Raw genomic sequence first — 16,387 nt, 5'->3', positions numbered from 1 at the left:
GTCATGCATGAGGATTTGGGGATCGGAATGTACGTGCTCACCGTCACGACCTTCGCGGACACCTGCTCGGGGCGCTCACGCACCGTCTCGGTCTACGACAGTTACCAGGCCGCGCGTGCGGCTGCCGGTGGAAGTGCTGCCGTGGACCATCTGATGGTTGACACGCGGCACTGCTCGAGGGTGGGCGCAGAGGTGGTCGCTGCGGATGGCGTGTTCGTTGATAGTGATGGCGTGGCATTGTTCGGTTTCCGCATCACGCAAGAGTCCTGATCGGGTTCGGGAGGCACCTGCCGGTGCCAGTTACCGCGATCATGCTGACTCAGAGTCGAATCGATGATCAACCGGCCGACGCAGCATGCCCGAGGCCAGAACCGCAACGAACATCCACGCGGCCGCATAGGCGAATGCGGCCGCCGGGGAAACTACCGCGTACAAAACCCCAGCAACCACGGTAGCGATGACATCACCGCCCGCCTGCACCACGCCCAAGAGACCGAATCCGCTGCCGCGCAGGTGGTCCGGTAGCAGTTGAGCCACCACCGCGGATTCGGTGGGTTCGGCCAGCCCGATGCCCGCCCCGGCGGCGCCGAAGGCCACCACAAGAAGCCATATGCTGTGCGCGCCCGCAGCGAAGAGCCCGTACCCGATCACGTACACCGCGGCCCCGGTGGCGAAGACGGTGCGTGGCCCAGCACGGTCATACCATCGGCCCGCGACCAACGAGGCAAGCGTCGCGATCACGTTGTGGCTGGCGTAAATCAAGATCGCAAGCGACGTGGCCGCGGTGACCGATCGGTATGGCGTGCTCAGCAGCTGGGTGCCACGGAGGATCAGCAGTGTGGTCGCGATGTTGCCAAACTCAAAAAGCGCCACCGGCGCCAGAGCGCGAAGCATGCCGGCGTCGCGCAAGGCCGCCAAATCGAGCCGGCGCCGCGCTGCTACACCGTTAGCACGGGTGTGCCGCCGGCCCTCGCGCGCCGCAACAAAGATCGCGATGGCGGCAAACACGCCGGGGATCGCGGCCAGCAGCAGAGCCGGGCGCACACCCACCCATGCCACGAGGCCGGCCGCCAGCAGCGGCCCAGCTACCGCGCCCAGGTTGTCGCCTGCACGCTCGAGGCCAAATGCTCGGCCGTGCGCGGCGGTCGAGGTCAGCGACGCCAGCAGAGCGTCGCGCGAGGGTGAGCGCAGTCCTCGCGACACCCATGCCAGCGCGCGCAACAACCCGGCCTGCCATACCGTAGCCGCCAGTCCGACGGCCCCCGTGGCAACAGCGGTGCCGAGGTAGCCACCGGATGCGGTGCGCGCTCGCTTGCGCGGATCATTGGCCAGCGGCCCGCCAACGAGCTGCATCACCCCGACCAGCGCGTCGCTGAAGCCGTCAATCACGCCCAGGGCCGCCGCGGAACCGTGCAGCGCGCTCGTCAAGAAAGTCGGCAGCAGCGCGGTCGTGATTTCGTGGCCGGAGTCGGAGAAGAAACTCGCCGCCCCGACGGCTCCGATACCGGGCGTCAACCAACGCTCGTCGGACCTCACGCGGGTCATTCGGGCTTGCGATCGTAGAAATCGACTCGCCACCCTGCGCTGCTGCGGCTGAGCTGGTTGTAGCAGGCCGTGCGCTGCTCGATGCCCTCCAGAGCGGGATCGAGCATTCGAAGGAGCGCGGTGTTGAACGCGTCATGAGACACCATGACCAGCGGCCCATCGCGGTATTCGTCGGCCAACTCGATGAACGCCGCCAGTGCGCGCGCAGCTACCGCGTCTGGGGGCTCGACGCCAGGTGCGGCATCGACGCTGCCGAACCGTTGTTCAACCTCGGCGCGTGGCTGACCGGTCCACGGCCCATAGTCGCGATCGTTGAGCCGCTGATCGACCTCGACGCGGACGTGTGCCGCGGCGCCGATCGCTTCTGCGGTGGATACCGCCCGCTGCAGTGGGCTGCTGATAACCACCGTCGGCCGAAACGCAGCGAGCGCCGCGCCGAGCCCCGTGGCCTCCGCGTGTCCAACGTCGTCGAGCGGGGGGTCGGATAGGCCGCGTAATCGTCCGTCAGCGTTGAGTGCGGTGCGTCCATGCCGGGCCAAATAGACCCGGTCGATACCGCCGGCAGGCATGGCTCTCCTTCCGTTCGTTAGGAGCCATCAACCCGTCTGGGCGGTTCGGACACGTAGCGTCATCCCGGCGGAGATCCATCACCGCGAGCCAGCCTACCGGCCAAGCCATGCCGGTCGCCAAGGAGCGACGCGGGCCACCCTCGGCGCGCCCTCAGCAGCCGGCCGCAACGGTGTCTGCTTGACCGGCTGAAGGACTGTTGATTAACTGATACCAACTGAATGACTGGCGATGGTGCCCGCCCGGAAGGTGACTTCCGAACCGCCACAAGGCTGATGGCCCCTGCGAACAAAGGAGTCGCAGGTGGCCTTTATTGCTTTTGGGACGCGCCCGGGCGCGGCAGCTCGATGACATCGGTGGAAGATTCGCCGGTTGAATTGCGTTGTGGAGTAGCGGTCGTCCGTGGTGATGCTGTCCTGTTGGTGCAGCGTCCCGATCGCGGTGATTGGGTACTGCCCGGCGGCCGCCCACACCCACACGAGGGGCTAGCATCATGCGCGCGGCGCGAAACCCGTGAAGAGACGGGTCTCGACGTCTTCCCAAACAGGTGCGCCCTGGTCCTAGAGGTCAATGACCCCGTCAACCATCATCGCGTCGTCGAAATCGTCTTCATCGCCGAAGAATTCGACACCGCTTCGCGGCTGGCGGGCGAACCGGGCCGTCAGCCCGCATGGGTCCGATGGGACGAACTGAAGACACTCATCCTGCGCCCGCCGATCGCCGGCTTCCTCCCCGACCTGCGCCGCGGCGGTTACGCCCGCTACCTCGGCAACATGTGGCGCCCGGATTGGGGCGATCGATGACGAGTCTGCCGCTGCCGTTCGTGCAGGTGCTGCAGGTGCTGACCGTGGTAGGCGGCGCACCAGTCATCACCGGGTTCATCGCCTGGTTTGAGGCGAGGCTGCAGGGCAGACGTGGGCCGCACATCCTGCAGCCATATTTCGACCTGGCCAAGTTTTTCTCGAAGGAAACACTTGCTCCGGTCGGGGCGGGGCCGTTCTTCCGGCTCGCGCCGGTGGTCTCCTTGGCGTGCTATCTGACGGTACCCATGCTCATTCCGGTACTGACCAGCTACCCGCTACCGCTGGGCTACATGGGCGACATCCTCGGCGGCGGCCTCATTCTCGCGTTCGCGAGTTTCATCGTCGCAGTCGCAGCGGCCGAAACCGGTGATGCCTACGCACAATTGGCATCCAGCCGCGCCAAAACCTTTGCCGCGATCACCGAGCCAGTAATGCTGCTGGTGTTCTTCACCGTCGCGTTGATCACCACCACGGACCTACCCTATGTACTCGGGGCGACGGTGCGCAGTGGTCCTGACCAGATCGTACGACCTGCGCACCTGCTGGCCTCGGCGGCGCTGTTCATGGTGATCCTTTACGAAACTGGGCGCATCCCCGTCGAAACCCACACCGGTACTACAGAATTCGGGATGATCGAAGCGGGCCGGCCGTTCGAGTATTCCGGCCCGGATCTCGCGCTGCTGCACTGGGGGTCGGCGGCCAAACAGCTCGTCCTGTATGTGATCCTCCTCAACGTCTTCGTCGCCCCCTGGGGAATGGCATCGACCACACGTCCACTTGACGTCGCGTTGGCGGTCCCGGCACTACTAGGCAAGGCGGCGCTGCTTGGATGCGTGATCGCAGTGTTGGACAACAGTTTCGCCAAGCTGCGGTTGTTCAAGATCACCGAGTTCGTCTCGGCCGCCCTACTGCTGTCCGTGCTTGCGGTGTTCACGCTGTATTTGGGAGGTGGCTAATGAGCGTGCTCGCGGCCAGCCAGACCGTGCCCACCGTCTTCGACGGCATCGCTAACACGGTCGCTGTTGTTGTGCTGCTCCTCGAATTCGGGATGCTGCGCGCGACGCTGCTGCGCTCCCAAGTGCGCCTGTACGCGGGACAATCCCTGGCGGTGAGCGTGCTGGCCGCGGTCGTTGCCTACGGCCGCAATGTTCCCGAACTATATGCACTGGCAGTCCTTTCTTTACTGCTTAAGGTGGTCGTAGTCCCCTTGGTTGTGCTGGCGCTCTTGCGCGACGCACGCGCGGAGATCGCCGGCAGCGGCGCAGTTGGAGTGGCCAACCAGGTGCTGGTGGCCATCGGTATCACCGGCTTCGGGTTTTTCTCCGTCGGCATCCTCGGGATTCACTCATCGGTGCTACCCACAACCGCGCTGAGCCTCTCGGTGGCCGTGGTCCTGGTCGCGTTCGTGCTGATGATCATGCGCCGAGACGTCGTTAGCCAAGCCATCGGATTCTTCTCCCTGGAGAACGGCGTTTCGCTGGCCAGCCTCGTGGTCGCGGCAGGCATGCCTCTGATTCTCGAAGTGGCGTTCCTGTTCGATCTGCTCGTCGCGGTCGTGGTCTTCGGCGTGCTGATGCGCACTCATCACCGCCGCACCCGCTCACTGTCCACCGAAACCCTGGACCGGTTGAGGGGTTAGCGAAATGTCTGTGCTGCTCGTGCTTCTGGTCGTGGCGCCCGCGCTGACAACCCTCGCCTGCGTCGTGGTACCACGGCGAGTTGCCGCAGCGCTGACGGTGGCGACCGGCTTTGCCACTTTTGCATTCGCGGTGGCGCTCATCGCGCCCGCGACCGATCACACATTGACGGCACTGCGTTACCTGCGCGCCGATGCGCTGTCGGTTGTCTTCGTGTTGGCAACCGCCTTTCTGTACATGACGACTGCCATTTACACTGTCGGCTATCAGGCCGCCGAAGCCGCTTCGGTCGCGGCAGGCGCCGAAGACCGGCGCATCTTCGATCGCTACAGCAGGCTCTTCTACATCGGCCTCAATGCGTTCGCATGGTCGATGCTCGCCGCGCCGCTGGTCAATGGGCTGGCGCTGCTGTGGATCGCCGTGGAGATCACGACCGTCGTCTCGGCGCTGCTGGTGGCCCTGGACGATACTGAGGGCGCCACCGAGGCGGCATGGAAATACGTTCTCATTGCTTCGTCAGGACTCGGCATCGCCCTGCTGGCAACGATTTTCATGTACTACGCCGGTTCAACCGTGCTCGGCGAATCCTATGACTTGGCGTTCGACCCGCTGCTGCGCGGCGCGGCGAACATGCCACACACTCCGGTGGCGCTTGCCTTTGTGCTGGCCGCTGTCGGGTTCGGCACCAAGGTCGGACTGTTTCCGGTGCACACTTGGCTACCCGACGCGCACGCCGAAGCCCCCACCCCGGTCTCGACGCTGCTATCGGGATCGCTTCTGGCGGTGTCGTTCTACGCGATCCTGCGGTTTTATCAGGTCGCCATCATCCCGCTGGGCGCCCGCTTCCCGCAGTTGGTGTTGCTGGTATTCGGCGCGGCCTCCCTGCTGCTGGCGGCGCTGTATCTGCTGGAACAGCGTGACATCAAACGGCTGCTTGCCTACTCGAGCGTTGAGCACATGGGCATCTTGACGATCGGGGTGAGCTTCGGGGTTCCGCTTGCCGTGGCCGGTGTGCTGCTCCACGTGTTGGCCCATGCCGCGGCCAAGGGCAACGCGTTCATGGGCGCGGGGGTGCTCGTGCGCAAATACGGCACCAAGGAACTTCACCGCATTCGCGGCGCAATGTCGCGGCTGCCGTGGTCGGCGCCGATGTTCCTGTTGGCGGTATTCGCGCTCGCCGCGATGCCGCCATTCGGGGTGTTTCGCAGCGAATTTCAGATCATCGCCGGAGGGCTGACCGATCGTCGTAACGCCGCTGCGGTGGCCTTGGTATGCCTGGTCACTCTCGCGTTCGCCGGGCTCACCGGCGCCACCACGTGGATGCTGTTCGCGCCCTCGCGCGCCGAGGGCCCTGGTGCCGCGACGGCCGCCGCCATGGAGCGCGGCGAGCCCAGCGCCTGGATGGTGGTCCCCGTAGTGATGGGTATCGCGGCGCTGCTGCTGCTCGGGCTGGCCCCGCCGGGTGACCTGATCGAACTGCTCACGCACGCAGCGAAGGACGTTGCGGGAGTCAGCCAATGACCACCGCGGCCACGATGGAAGTTCGACTGCCGCTTCCGGAATGGCGGGCCGAAGTACTAACCCGCCTTGGTGCCGGGGCACGCTTCGGGGGATTGTATTGCACCCATAAAGACGAGGACGCACAACTGCGTGCCCTTCTGGTCACCCGCACCGGTGTCGACTGTCTATCCGCGGTACTAACCCCCGGCGCCGACGGCGCCTTGACCTATTCGGCGCTGACACCCGATGTCCCCGCGGCATTTTGGTACGAACGTGCCCTGCACGACTTGTCCGGGGTGACACCGCTCGGGCACCCGCGGTTGGATCCGCTGCTGCTACCGTGGGAGCCCGGCCAGCTGCACCCACGCCCCGGACATCGCGAACCCGGCGGCGAGGTGCCGGCAAGCGACCGGCAGGGTCCGGTCGACGTCACCGGGCATGGCGTGTTCACCCTGCCGTTAGGACCCGTGCGCTCGGGCGTCTACGAGTCGATCGAATTCCTCATCGAAACGCCGGGAGAAGATATCCCGCACTTCAATATTCGTCCTCATTACAAGCACCGCGGTATCGCCAAACGGTTCGAAGGCCTCGCCGTCAACGATGCGATTCTCATCGCCGAACGCGTCGAGGGCATCGCCTCCGTCGCTCATGCTCTTGCTTTCGCCCACGCAGTAGAGACCCTGGCCGACGTTGAAATCCCGCCACGCGCCGGGCTCATCCGTGTCATCCACGCAGAACTCGAACGCGTCGCCAATCACCTCGACGTGGTCGTGCGGCTCTGTGACGCCGCCGGCCTGGCCATCGGTAACGCCCGCTTCGGCTGGCACAAAGAACAGGTCATGCGACTTGTATCGCAGTTGTGCGGCAACAGGTTTGGTCGCTCGGTGGTGTGCGTCGGTGGGGTATCCGCGTCACCACGGATGAGTCCGCCGGCCCTCCACGGCGTTATTGACGCTTTGGCGCATCGCATCCGCGCGGATCGGCGTGCGTTGATGGAGAGCCCGTCGTTCCTGGACCGCATCCGCGGCACCGGTCGGCTGGACGGAAAGCTGGCGGCCTCCCATGGAGCGTTGGGACCGGTCGGTCGCGGGTCCGGATTCGACGACGACGCCCGGCTCCATCGGCCCTATGACGGCTATGCAGAATTGACCGCGTTCGAGCCCGCAGTTAGTGCGGATGGCGATGCGATGGCGCGTCTGCGGGTCCGGTGGGCCGAGATGGACGCCGCCGTCGGCCTGATCGAACATGCCTGCCAGCGGCTCAGTGGACCGGTCGATGAGGATCTGACGGTACCGGTCGACCCGCACGACGGCTTCGCCACCGGATGGGCCGAATCACCGCAAGGCGAGGTCCTCTACGGGCTAGAGCTGCGCGACGGCCAAGTCCGGCGCTGCTTTGCCCGCACACCCTCGCTGCACAACATGGTGCTTTTCCACGACGTCTTCCACGGTGACGTATTCACCGATTTCCCCTTCATTGAGGCCAGTTTTGGCCTCTGTTACGCCGGGGTGGCGATGTAGATGGTGGTGTTTTTCCGCGGTTTGCGAGACGGCCTGCTCACCACAAGGTGGCCGAAGCATTCTGACACCTATTTCGACGAATTTCCCGCTGCGATCGAGGTCCTGTCCCACGATCGCCGGGTTGGCCATCGCGTTCCGCTGCGCCAGGCCGTGGACGCCGCCGCTGGGTGTCCCACCGCAGCGATCGCCGTCGCCGACATGCCCAAACTGGACCGGGGCAAGTGCATCCTGTGCGGACGCTGCGTCGCCACCGCCCCGGACTGGTTCAGATGGGCGCCCGGCGCCGACACCTCGCGGTTGCAGCGTGATGCGCTTGTGGTCTCCCCTGTTCCCGAAACCGATGAGGCACTCGATAGGGTGCGGGCCGAGCTCGCCAAACGGGTACGGCGGCTTCGCCGTTCGGTGCATCTGCGCCACGTCGACGCCGGTTCTGACGGCAGCGACGAATGGGAAGTACAAGCCCTCCTCAATCCTGTGTACGACCTGCATCGGCTAGGCATCTTCTTCACCGCGAGCCCGCGCCACGCGGACATCCTGCTAGTCACGGGAGTCGGCGCGGTCGGCATGACCGAACCGCTACGACGCACCCTTGAGGGCATGCCTCGGCCCACCGTGGTGATCGCGGTTGGCACCGATGCAATCAGCGGCGGCCTGGTCGGCGGCGGCTACACAGGCGGCACCGGCATCGGCGACCTGCTACCCGTCGACGTGTGGATCCCCGGGTCGCCCGCCTCTCCCTTCAGCCTGCTGCACGGCATTCTGCTCGCACTAGGCCGGCTCCCCGGCGCCTCAAGGAGGACGTCATGATCGCCGCCGGGCTAGCACTTGCGGCCCTGGCCGTGGTCGCCGGATGGCCCACCAGCAAGCGGCGCGGACTGCACCTGACGGCCTCGGCTGCGGTGACCGCGTCGGCTGTGGCTTTCGTCGTGGCCGGTGCGCGCGGGCTGGCCGGGCACCACGAGCGGTTGTCGCTGGGCGCCCTGGGCGGGCTGGGTCCCGCGGCCCTGCACGTCGACCCGCTGTCGGGACTGTTCCTTATCATCGCGGGCGGGGTGGCCGTCCCAGCATTGTGCGCTGCGAGCCCGTTTGCTTGCGCTCGGCAGGGCCGATTGACCGCCGCGCTGGCGCTGACAATCGCCGCGGTCGCGGTCATCGTCACCGCCGACAACATTTTCGTCTTGCTGTTCGGGTGGGAAGCCCTGACCGTCGCGTTCTATCTGCTGACGGGGTTCGACCGGGACCGGCCGGGGCGGGCACGCGCATCCTTCGTCACCGTCGTGTTCGGCAAGGCCAGCGGCGCGGCACTGCTGCTCGGTGGCCTGCTGCTGGCCGCGCACACCCACACCTTCGCCCTCGACGCCGTCGGCGTCGATGCACACAGCGCCCTAGGGCAGGCAGCCTACGCGCTGCTGTTGGCCGGGTTCGCGATCAAGGTCGGACTTTTACCCGGGCACGTGTGGCTGCCGCGCGGTTACGCAGCCGCCCCTGGGCCGGCACGCGCCGTAATGGCCGGCGCAGCGGTCAATGTCGGCTTCTATGGCATGTGGCGCACCCTGCAGCTGCTCGGCGCCCCACCGCTGTGGCTGGTGTGCGTGGTGCTGGTACTGGCCGGAATGAGTGCGATCTTCGGCATCGCGCAAGCCGCCGTGCATCCGAACCTCACGATGTTGATCGGCTGGTCGAGCGTGGAAAACGCAGGGCTCATCCTCGCCGCCTTCGGCGCTGCCCTGGTCGGCGCCGCCGCCGGTATGCCGCTGCTGACCGCCGCCGGCCTGGTCGCTGCCACCGCCCAAGTCGTTACGCACGCTATGGGCAAATCACTGCTGTTCACCGCGGCATCGGTGATCGAAGGCGCGACGGGCACCACCAATTTGGACCGCCTGGGCGGCATCGTGCGCCGATTGCCCTGGGCGGGAGCTGGATTGGTGATCGGCTCGCTCACCTTGGCCGGGTTGCCGCTGACGGCCGGGTTCGCCTCGGAATGGTTCATCCTGCAATCGCTGATGCAGCAATTCCGGGTGTCCAGCCTGGCCATGCAATTGTGCACCGCCGTCGCCGGTGTACTCGTCGCCCTCACCGTCGGCGTGGCCGGCGTGACATTCGTCCGAGTGGTCGCGCTGACCGCGTTCGGGCCGCCCCGCATCGACGAACCCGCATTCGACCCGGCCGGCACCCGCATGGACCACAAAACATCGTTGCGGATCGGGATCGCGCTGCTGATCACCGGCTGCCTCGGCGTGGCCGCGCTGGCGCCGCTACAGATCCGCGTCATCGCTCGCGGACTGGCCCCGATCGTCGGCGACCAGGCACGGGGCGCCAACGCCAAACCATGGGTGCTGCAACCGGTCTTCAGCGACTTCTCCGCGCTGTCGCCGAGTTGGCTGTGGATCGTGCTCCCCGCGATGGCGGTACTCATCGCTGTGGTGGCCAGCGGACTGGCCGGGCGCCGCCTGGATCGAGTCCGGTGGGTGACGCCGTGGTCTTCAGCGTCGCCGGGCGTGCACCGCGGCGTCGGATACACCTCCTTCGCCTATGCCAACCCCATGCGCAACGTGCTCGGCAACGTCCTATTGACCCGAACCGAATTACGCGGCGCCCCAATCGAACCGTCCACCCAGACCATTGGTCAACCCGTCCTGACCTACCGGGTCGAGGTGGTCGAAATCATCGACCGTTACCTGTACCGACCGGCCATCGCGGCATTGCTCGCGGTGGCTCGGACCGCCAAGCGCATGCAATCGGGCCGCCTCGATGCCTACATGGCGTACATGCTGCTCGCCGTACTCGCCGTACTGGCGGTCATCATGGCGGTGTCCCGGTCGTGAACGCGCAAAACGCGCCCACGCAACGCCGCTCAGCGCGGCGGCAGACCGAACGCACAGTCGGGCGCGTCTGCCGTAATCTCAGCCAACCGGTTGTACTTCGCGACACGCTCGCCGCGCGCCGGGGCGCCGGATTTGATTTGCCCGCAACCGGACCCGACGGCCAGATCGGCGATGAAGGTGTCACAGGTTTCGCCCGAGCGGTGCGAAATCATCGCCCCATAACCAGCCTCGCGACACACCCGCAACGCCTCCAACGTCTCGCTGACCGTGCCGACCTGATTGACCTTGATCAATGCCGCATTAGCGATTCCGTCGTCGACCGCAGCGCCGATCAGCGCCGGATTGGTAACGAAGTTGTCGTCGCCGACCAACTGAATGCGCTCGCCAAGCCGCTCGGTCAATGCGCGCCAGCCGTCGTAGTCGTTTTCCCCCATACCATCCTCGATGCTCCAGATCGGGAATTCCTGCACCATCTGCGCATACCGCTGGATCAATTCGCCACTCGAAAGCGATTCTCCGCCAACCTCATAGCGGTCATCACGATGGAATTCGCTGGCCGCGGGATCCAACGCGATCGCCACCCCGGAACGCCCGGGCGTGTAGCCGGCCGCGGTGATCGCCTCCACCAGCAGCACCAGCACCTCCTCAGGAGAGGCGATATCAGGAGCGAAGCCCCCCTCATCACCCAAACCGGTGCCCAACTCGCGCGCTTGCAGCTCGGCGCGCAACCGCGCATAAACTTCCGCTCCCGCGCGAATCGCCTCAGGCAACGACGGCGCACCCACCGGAGCGATCATAAACTCTTGAAACTCCAGTGGGTTTGGTGCGTGCACGCCGCCGTTGATCACGTTGAAATGCGGCACCGGCAACCGCGGCGTCACGCCATAAGGGGCCAGCCAGCGCCACAGCGGCCGCTGCGATTCGATCGCGAACGCCCGCGCCGCCGCCATCGACACGCCAACGATCGCATTGGCGCCCAGCCGCGACTTGTTCGACGTGCCGTCAAGCCGGATCAGCTCCGCATCAAGCTGCTCCAGGGTGTCGAACGCATGGCCGACCAGCGTGTCGGCAACCGCGCCTTCAACGTGCGACACCGCTTGGCTCACCCCGCGACCACCGAATCGCGTCGCGTCACCGTCGCGCAGTTCCGCTGCTTCCCTACTGCCGGTGGATGCCCCCGACGGCACACCGGCGACCACCTCGCGTCCATCGGACAACGCCATCCGCACCGATATGGTGGGGCGCCCGCGGGAATCCAGCACCTCCATCGCCGAAACGGCCGAAAACGTCACAGACATAACGGGTCTCCTGAGCTCAAGCCAGTCAGGGACCGTTGGCGCACGGCCACAGCCATCACTGTGGCCGCCGCGGTTGTGGCGAGCCCCACCGCCGTCGGAGACGAACACTACCAGCGGGGGCGACTAGCCGGTCACTGGGACGAGGGAGACATATGACCACCGATTGCCTCAAGCTGACGAGCTACTTCGGCGAACGCCAACGCGCCAACGGCAAATTTCTCGCCGAGGCATTGTTTGACCTATACGGTCGGCACCAGATCGCCACAAGCGTGATGTTGCGCGGGATCGAAGGATTTGGGCTGCGCCACCACCTGCGCACCGACACCTCGCTGAGCCTGTCCGAGGACCCACCCGTGGCGGTGATCGCCGTCGACACCCGCGACAAGATAGAAGAAGTGCTCGATTGGCAAACCGCTTTGACCGAGCGAGGCCTGATCACCCTCGAGAGAGCGCTTCTCCTCCAGGAGGACGACGACGGACTCAGTCTTGACGACCCGGAGCATGATGCGACCAAGCTCACCGTCTACGTGGGCCGCAAGCAGAAGGTCTTTGCCGAGCCTGCCTACCACGCGATCGTGGATCTGCTGCACCGGCGCGAGCTGGCCGGGGCATCGGTCTTCCTCGGCGTCGACGGCACCGTGCGCGGCGAGCGGGAACGCGCGCGATTCTTCGGGCGTAACGTCGACGTGCCGATGATGATCGTCGCCGTCGATTCCGGCGGCCAAGTGGCGCGCGTCTTGCGCGAACTCCCCGGGCTCATGCGGCGGCCGCTGATCACCGTTGAGAGACTTCAGGTTTGCAAACGCGACGGCCAACTGTTCTCACGGCCGCACGCTCTGCCTGGAGTCGACGAACACGGTATGGCGATGTGGCAAAAGATAATGGTCTACACGTCAGAAGCACAACGTCACGACGGCCTTCCGATCCACCGCGCCCTGATACGCCGTCTGCGCCAGTCCGGTCACGCACGAGGCGCTACCGCGTTGCGCGGTATCTGGGGATTTCACGGCAACCACCTGCCCCACGGCGACAGGCTATTCCAGCTTGTCCGCCATGTCCCGGTCACCACGATCATCGTCGATACTCCGGACAACATCGCGCAAAGCTTCGACATCATCGATGAACTCACCCAAGAACACGGACTGGTCACCAGCGAGATGGTCCCCGCACTGCTCGCCGTCGACGGTGACGACCGCCGAGGCGGAACGAACCTCGCGCGTCACGATTATTGAGTGTTGTTGGTGAGAACGATGTCGGAGTCAGCTGAGAATCGCCAGGGAACCAACATGATTGGTGCGTATGCCAAATCGTCTCGAGCGCCAGTGCGAATCGACGTCAACCACGCGTGGGTCGAGTTTCCGATCTTCGACGCCAAAACCCGCTCCTTCAAGCACACAGTTCTCGGCAAGGCTGGCGGTACCATCGGCCGCAATAGCTCGAACGTCGTCGTGATCGAAGCGCTGCGCGACGTCACACTCTCGCTCAATGTAGGCGACCGACTCGGCCTGGTCGGCCACAACGGAGCTGGCAAGTCGACACTGCTGCGGCTGTTGTCCGGCATCTATGAGCCGACGCGCGGGACGGCCGCGGTGAAGGGCAAAGTAGCGCCCATCTTCGACCGCGGTGTCGGCATGGATCCCGAGATCTCGGGTTACGAAAATCTCATCATCCGTGGGCTGTTCCTCGGCGAAACACGCAAGGCAATGCAATCTAAAGCAGGCAAGCAAGCAGCAGTCTCGAATCTAGAGAAACGAGACATGTGTAGGCGTGCACATAAGGGCCGTATAACCGCAGGTCGTTGCGTCTCAGTTCTTGTCTCATACCGCGTGTCTCAGATCCTCGATGTCGGAGGGCAATGGGACGGTAGTGGCGTGACAGCGATTCTCGGGTACGCGCGGGTGAGTACGTTGGGACACGACCTCGATGCGCAGCTCGCCGCCGAGGGCGTCGAATCCGGCCATGTTTTGACCGACAAACTCTCCGGTGCGGTGAACACCGATCGGCCGGGGTCCTCACCTGCGAGCTGCGGCGTGGGTTCCCGATGATGTTGAAGATCGGACAATCCGCCGGTTGGCAGGGGTTCCGGCGCCACCAGCGGGGGCGCGGACACGGTCGGCGGGGTCGAGGCGACCGGGGGTAGAGCGGGCTGCGGTTGGGGCGCTGCCGCTGGCCCGCTATGGGATGTGGCGGGGGCCGCGGCCGTGGGGTCGATCCAACCCAAAAAGTCCGGGCTCGAGGACACCGACTCCAGTGGAACCACTTGCCCGTTGACGAAGGCCTTGACCGAGCTCAAGATCGGCACGTAATGGTCTTTGAACATCGCCAGATCCCCGCACGTGAGATGACTGGGCTCCACCGGATTGGTCACCGGTGTGCCCAGCGGCGGCAGTTGAATATTGTTTTGGCGGTGGGCCGCGTCGACGGTTTTGCCGCTGAGATAGTCCCGAATCGCTTGTGCAGCCTGCGGATTGCGGGCCGTCGCGGTGGATCCGTCGGGCAGTTTGACCGTCGGTGACGGAGTCGCCGGCGGAGTAGCCGGGTTGGGAGCATCCCCCGGGGTGGAGTTAGCCGCATTTTGGGCTTGCTGACCCGCGGTGGTCTGCGTCCCGTCCGCCGGTGTCGTGGTGTCGGCCTTGCCGTCTTTGGATTCCTTGCTGTCTTTGGCTTGCTCGGGCGTGTCGTCGGTCTTGTCCGTGGTGTCTGAGGGCCGCTCATGGTGGGCCTGATCGCCCACACCTGACGCCAAGCCCGCCAATGGGCTTGCCGCGCCGGCCAGCCCGCCCAACGAATCCAGCGGGCTGCCGGCCGCGCCACCCACACCGCCCAACGCGGGCAGCATCGAGGCCAGCGACGACAACGGATCGCTGCGCAACGGACCACCACCGAGCATGTCCGACAAGCCAAGGTCGGAAAACCCAGGGTCGGCTATGTCTGATGGCAGCCCGGGATCGGCGGCGCCGGGGACCGGCGCAGGGCCAGCGGGTGCACTGGGTGCGGGTTGGCTCGGGTTCGGATCAGCGGGGTTTGGTGAATCGGTGGGGTTTCCCGCACCGCTGTCGACCGCATACAGCGCGGCCACCGCGTGGGCGGCCTTGCTTTGATCTTCAGCGCTCAAGCCCCCGCTGGCGAGCAGATCATCGGTCGTGCCGACCTGGTTGCGCAGAAACGTCAGAAAGGCGCGCTCGCCGGCCGGTGTATCCATCGCCATGGTCGGGTTGTTGACCGCATCGATGATTCTCTTTTGAATCTCGTTGAGCTTCTGCTGGCCGGTGCTGGTTGTGGCGTGCGCGTTGAGCAGCACCTCCGCCAGTTTCTCCTCGGCCTCACTGATTTTGGTGTAGCGAATCTTCAGCTCCTGCTGCAACTTCTTGACCGCGTCAGCAGCGTTGCCTGACTCCTGCTCATCGGTGGCCAGGCCGCCGTCGCCGAGACGAGTCCCTGGGTCGCGAGGCTTGTGGGCGTTATTGAACTGCTCCTCGCTGATCGGTGCACCGTTCTTGTCGAAGAACGTCTTCTTGCCGTCCGCGCCGAGCGTGTAGTAGTCACCGTTGGTGTTCTTCGGCGTCAACAATCCCGACTTGGGATCGTTGTAGAAACCGTTGTCGCTACTGGGCACACCGCCCAGCTGCGGGCCGATCTGCTGACCGTTGGCGTTCACCGGCGCATAGTGATCATTGACCTTGTGGTAGCCCGCCGGCGCCAGCGCGGGACCCTGTTTTCCGTCCGGGTCCACCAAAGACACTGTGCCATCATCGTTTTGAGCCCAGTTCTGCCCACTCCCGGCGTCGTGGTAGACAATCGTGTCATCACCGGGCAATCGTGTTCCGTCGCCGAACACCAGATGGCGCTCATCGCCCACATTGTCCGTGCTGTAGTGAATGCTGGGGCCGCCATAGGCCTGCCGGGCATGGTCCAACACCCGATCCCAATACCGGTCATGCTTGCTGATGTAGCGGCTGTGATCGGAAGGCATCGCCCACCCCGGCTCCGACCACCCCTCGCCGCCACCCTGGCGGTTCCAGACACCCCACGAGGTGTTGTCTCCGAAGTGCTTGGTGCCCATGAATTACCGCCCGTCCCCGACGTCAAAAACGGCCAAGGCCAAGATCGTCCTCAAGATCACGGCGAGGCGCGAACGCCGGCGGCTCAGCAGGGGGCACATCACCGCCAAAAATGAGCTGCGCGTGAGAGACAATGCCCAACACCTGCTGGGCTTCTCGCTCTAACCGTGAGTTCACCGCCAGTCCTTTCGTGGATGATTCGAGCCTAACCCGGTTGACTGGCCCGCCCTGCACAATTTCAGCGCTCACGCCCCCACGGCGCGTACCGGTCGACGAGCGATGTAGCGGCCCGGCATCGGGGCAATCCTGACCACATCGCCGGAGGTGGGCGCATGCACAACCTGGTGATCTGAAATCGCCAGCTGAACATGCCCGGGACCGCCTCGACCGCCGTCACCGAACGCGTCGAGCGGGAAAATTAGGTCCCCGGCCCGCACCTGGCCCGGCGGCACCGGCACACCCTGCTTGATCTGGGAATACGTGTCGTTGCCCAATTGCACACCGGCCTGGCGCCACGCCCACTGCATCAACCCGGAACAATCAAAACAATTGGGCCCCTTAGCCCCCCACGCGTACGGGCGGCCCAACTTACTCAATGCCGCCTGAGCCGCACCGGCACCCGGCTCTCCCG

The 16,387-nt window shown here is 65.3% G+C and carries 15 protein-coding genes, 1 pseudogene and 2 riboswitches; of the genes and pseudogenes, 11 read left to right on the top strand and 5 right to left on the bottom strand.

Features of this window, described 5'->3' with window-relative positions; genetic code table 11:
• Nucleotides 1-27: 27 nt before the first annotated feature.
• On the top strand, nt 28-270 hold the full coding sequence (locus tag ACIUM1_RS14970) for a hypothetical protein (protein WP_406813459.1): 243 nt from the start codon (nt 28-30) through the stop codon (nt 268-270).
• Nucleotides 271-309: 39 nt separating this feature from the next.
• Here ACIUM1_RS14970 and ACIUM1_RS14965 read toward each other — a convergent pair whose 3' ends face one another.
• Both ACIUM1_RS14965 and ACIUM1_RS14960 read right to left on the bottom strand, forming a co-directional pair.
• Complete coding sequence (locus tag ACIUM1_RS14965) at nt 310-1,545, bottom strand: MFS transporter (protein ID WP_406813458.1); 1,236 nt, start codon at nt 1,543-1,545, stop codon at nt 310-312.
• Nucleotides 1,542-2,114 (bottom strand): histidine phosphatase family protein, encoded by a 573-nt coding sequence (locus tag ACIUM1_RS14960; protein WP_406813457.1) that lies wholly within the window; start codon nt 2,112-2,114, stop codon nt 1,542-1,544. Before ACIUM1_RS14960 ends, ACIUM1_RS14965 begins: the two co-directional genes overlap by 4 nt.
• 11 nt (nt 2,115-2,125) lie before the next feature.
• Nucleotides 2,126-2,206: riboswitch (Fluoride riboswitch) on the bottom strand.
• A gap of 124 nt (nt 2,207-2,330) precedes the next feature.
• A riboswitch (Fluoride riboswitch) is annotated at nt 2,331-2,404 on the top strand.
• Nucleotides 2,405-2,534: 130 nt separating this feature from the next.
• Here ACIUM1_RS14960 and ACIUM1_RS14955 point away from each other — a divergent pair.
• The 7 genes from ACIUM1_RS14955 to ACIUM1_RS14925 are packed head-to-tail and all read left to right on the top strand — an operon-like array spanning nt 2,535 to nt 10,397.
• Complete coding sequence (locus tag ACIUM1_RS14955) at nt 2,535-2,915, top strand: NUDIX hydrolase (protein WP_406813456.1); 381 nt, start codon at nt 2,535-2,537, stop codon at nt 2,913-2,915.
• A 26-nt stretch (nt 2,916-2,941) separates the two neighbouring features.
• A complete protein-coding gene (locus ACIUM1_RS14950) occupies nt 2,942-3,871 on the top strand; it encodes a respiratory chain complex I subunit 1 family protein (RefSeq protein ID WP_406813455.1) in 930 nt (309 codons plus the stop codon).
• Entirely contained in the window at nt 3,871-4,554 is a 684-nt protein-coding gene (locus tag ACIUM1_RS14945; RefSeq protein ID WP_406813454.1) for a hydrogenase, read from the top strand. Before ACIUM1_RS14950 ends, ACIUM1_RS14945 begins: the two co-directional genes overlap by 1 nt.
• Before the next feature lie 4 nt (nt 4,555-4,558).
• Nucleotides 4,559-6,073: a proton-conducting transporter membrane subunit gene (locus tag ACIUM1_RS14940; protein WP_406813453.1), complete on the top strand. Its 1,515-nt coding sequence runs from the start codon at nt 4,559-4,561 to the stop codon at nt 6,071-6,073.
• Nucleotides 6,070-7,572 (top strand): NADH-quinone oxidoreductase subunit C, encoded by a 1,503-nt coding sequence (locus ACIUM1_RS14935; RefSeq protein ID WP_406813452.1) that lies wholly within the window; start codon nt 6,070-6,072, stop codon nt 7,570-7,572. The genes ACIUM1_RS14940 and ACIUM1_RS14935 overlap by 4 nt, the downstream gene beginning before the upstream one ends.
• Nucleotides 7,573-8,379, top strand: coding sequence for an NADH:ubiquinone oxidoreductase (locus tag ACIUM1_RS14930; RefSeq protein WP_406813451.1), 807 nt, complete (start codon nt 7,573-7,575; stop codon nt 8,377-8,379).
• Nucleotides 8,376-10,397 (top strand): proton-conducting transporter membrane subunit, encoded by a 2,022-nt coding sequence (locus tag ACIUM1_RS14925; protein ID WP_406813450.1) that lies wholly within the window; start codon nt 8,376-8,378, stop codon nt 10,395-10,397. The genes ACIUM1_RS14930 and ACIUM1_RS14925 overlap by 4 nt, the downstream gene beginning before the upstream one ends.
• Before the next feature lie 29 nt (nt 10,398-10,426).
• Here ACIUM1_RS14925 and eno read toward each other — a convergent pair whose 3' ends face one another.
• Nucleotides 10,427-11,695: a phosphopyruvate hydratase gene (gene eno / locus ACIUM1_RS14920; RefSeq protein WP_406813449.1), complete on the bottom strand. Its 1,269-nt coding sequence runs from the start codon at nt 11,693-11,695 to the stop codon at nt 10,427-10,429.
• Nucleotides 11,696-11,847: 152 nt separating this feature from the next.
• On the opposite strand from eno, the gene ACIUM1_RS14915 reads away from it, so the two are divergent.
• Together ACIUM1_RS14915 and ACIUM1_RS14910 are read left to right on the top strand one after the other, a co-directional pair.
• Nucleotides 11,848-12,927, top strand: coding sequence for a DUF190 domain-containing protein (locus ACIUM1_RS14915; protein WP_406813448.1), 1,080 nt, complete (start codon nt 11,848-11,850; stop codon nt 12,925-12,927).
• A gap of 54 nt (nt 12,928-12,981) precedes the next feature.
• Nucleotides 12,982-13,440: pseudogene (locus tag ACIUM1_RS14910) on the top strand (ATP-binding cassette domain-containing protein); the annotation flags it as partial.
• Nucleotides 13,441-13,526: 86 nt separating this feature from the next.
• Here ACIUM1_RS14910 and ACIUM1_RS14905 read toward each other — a convergent pair.
• Nucleotides 13,527-15,758: a DUF4226 domain-containing protein gene (locus ACIUM1_RS14905; RefSeq protein ID WP_406813447.1), complete on the bottom strand. Its 2,232-nt coding sequence runs from the start codon at nt 15,756-15,758 to the stop codon at nt 13,527-13,529.
• On the opposite strand from ACIUM1_RS14905, the gene ACIUM1_RS14900 reads away from it, so the two are divergent.
• Nucleotides 15,757-15,921 (top strand): hypothetical protein, encoded by a 165-nt coding sequence (locus tag ACIUM1_RS14900; protein ID WP_406813446.1) that lies wholly within the window; start codon nt 15,757-15,759, stop codon nt 15,919-15,921. The two genes, ACIUM1_RS14905 and ACIUM1_RS14900, sit on opposite strands and share 2 nt — an antisense overlap.
• Nucleotides 15,922-16,001: 80 nt before the next feature.
• Here the strand turns inward: ACIUM1_RS14900 and ACIUM1_RS14895 are convergent, their stop codons facing one another.
• Complete coding sequence (locus tag ACIUM1_RS14895) at nt 16,002-16,283, bottom strand: C40 family peptidase (RefSeq protein WP_406813445.1); 282 nt, start codon at nt 16,281-16,283, stop codon at nt 16,002-16,004.
• Nucleotides 16,284-16,387 lie beyond the last annotated feature (104 nt).

The organism is Mycobacterium sp. M23085 (assembly GCF_045343915.1).
Lineage (GTDB): Bacteria > Actinomycetota > Actinomycetes > Mycobacteriales > Mycobacteriaceae > Mycobacterium.
This window is presented reverse-complemented; position numbering and strand designations above follow the sequence as displayed.

Excerpts from the sequence above, each read along its gene's own strand:
- ACIUM1_RS14970 (WP_406813459.1), top strand. The coding sequence starts at position 28 with ATGTACGTGCTCACCGTCACGACCTTCGCGGACACCTGCTCGGGGCGC.
- ACIUM1_RS14965 (WP_406813458.1), bottom strand. The coding sequence starts at position 1,545 with ATGACCCGCGTGAGGTCCGACGAGCGTTGGTTGACGCCCGGTATCGGA.
- ACIUM1_RS14960 (WP_406813457.1), bottom strand. The coding sequence starts at position 2,114 with ATGCCTGCCGGCGGTATCGACCGGGTCTATTTGGCCCGGCATGGACGC.
- ACIUM1_RS14945 (WP_406813454.1), top strand. The coding sequence starts at position 3,871 with ATGAGCGTGCTCGCGGCCAGCCAGACCGTGCCCACCGTCTTCGACGGC.
- ACIUM1_RS14940 (WP_406813453.1), top strand. The coding sequence starts at position 4,559 with ATGTCTGTGCTGCTCGTGCTTCTGGTCGTGGCGCCCGCGCTGACAACC.
- ACIUM1_RS14935 (WP_406813452.1), top strand. The coding sequence starts at position 6,070 with ATGACCACCGCGGCCACGATGGAAGTTCGACTGCCGCTTCCGGAATGG.
- ACIUM1_RS14930 (WP_406813451.1), top strand. The coding sequence starts at position 7,573 with ATGGTGGTGTTTTTCCGCGGTTTGCGAGACGGCCTGCTCACCACAAGG.
- ACIUM1_RS14925 (WP_406813450.1), top strand. The coding sequence starts at position 8,376 with ATGATCGCCGCCGGGCTAGCACTTGCGGCCCTGGCCGTGGTCGCCGGA.
- eno (WP_406813449.1), bottom strand. The coding sequence starts at position 11,695 with ATGTCTGTGACGTTTTCGGCCGTTTCGGCGATGGAGGTGCTGGATTCC.
- ACIUM1_RS14915 (WP_406813448.1), top strand. The coding sequence starts at position 11,848 with ATGACCACCGATTGCCTCAAGCTGACGAGCTACTTCGGCGAACGCCAA.
- ACIUM1_RS14900 (WP_406813446.1), top strand. The coding sequence starts at position 15,757 with ATGAATTACCGCCCGTCCCCGACGTCAAAAACGGCCAAGGCCAAGATC.
- ACIUM1_RS14905 (WP_406813447.1), bottom strand. The coding sequence starts at position 15,758 with ATGGGCACCAAGCACTTCGGAGACAACACCTCGTGGGGTGTCTGGAAC.
- ACIUM1_RS14895 (WP_406813445.1), bottom strand. The coding sequence starts at position 16,283 with ATGCAGTGGGCGTGGCGCCAGGCCGGTGTGCAATTGGGCAACGACACG.